Annotated in this window: 1 protein-coding gene; it reads left to right on the top strand. The window is 43.9% G+C overall.

Annotated elements, in window-relative coordinates; all coding sequences use genetic code 11:
- The coding region (locus tag GVN22_RS27560) for a transglycosylase SLT domain-containing protein (protein ID WP_166554188.1) at positions 1–630 on the top strand (630 nt) is incomplete at its 5' end.
- Positions 631–654: the final 24 nt, after the last annotated feature.

The following is a 654-nucleotide window of genomic DNA, read 5'->3' as shown; positions in this document are numbered from 1 at the left end:
TTTGAGAATACGGTTAAGGCGATTTGTTCAGACCTAGGTATCAAAAATCCTGATTGGCTCATGATTGTCATGTGGGCGGAGTCAAGGCTCAATCCTCAAGCTCGAAACCCCAAAGGTACAGCTACGGGTTTGATTCAGTTTTTGGAAAGTACAGCCAAAGACCTAGGGACAAGTACCACAGCACTTTACAAGATGAACCACGTACAGCAGTTGCCTTATGTGAGAGAATACCTCAAACGAAGAATCAAGGAAAGAGGTGTACCTAAAGATGCTTACCAGCTCTATTTTCTGGTGCATTTTCCCATCGCATTCGGTAAAGCTGACAATACGGTACTCTACAGTAAAGGCACATCGGCGTACAATAGCAATCCACTCGATTACAACGCAGATGGCGTAGTGACAGTGGCAGAAGTGAAACTATTCCTAAACAAAGCCTTGCCAGTCGGCTACGACAAAACAAATCTAACGACAGGGTCGATTAGTTCCCAAACTGGCAGGGCTTTGTTGTGGATCCTAGGGATTAGCTTCTTTGTAGCAACGGGCTACTTTATCGTGCGTCCCGACTCATGGCAAGCACTGAAAGGGCTCATCAAGGATTTTTTCAAACAAACCATCAAGGTTTTCAAATGAACTTAAACGTTTTTAGAAACATAT

Origin of the sequence: Cellulophaga sp. BC115SP (assembly GCF_009905545.1) — a bacterium.
In the GTDB taxonomy this organism is placed as follows: Bacteria; Bacteroidota; Bacteroidia; order Cytophagales; family Spirosomataceae; genus Flectobacillus; species Flectobacillus rivi.
This window is presented reverse-complemented; position numbering and strand designations above follow the sequence as displayed.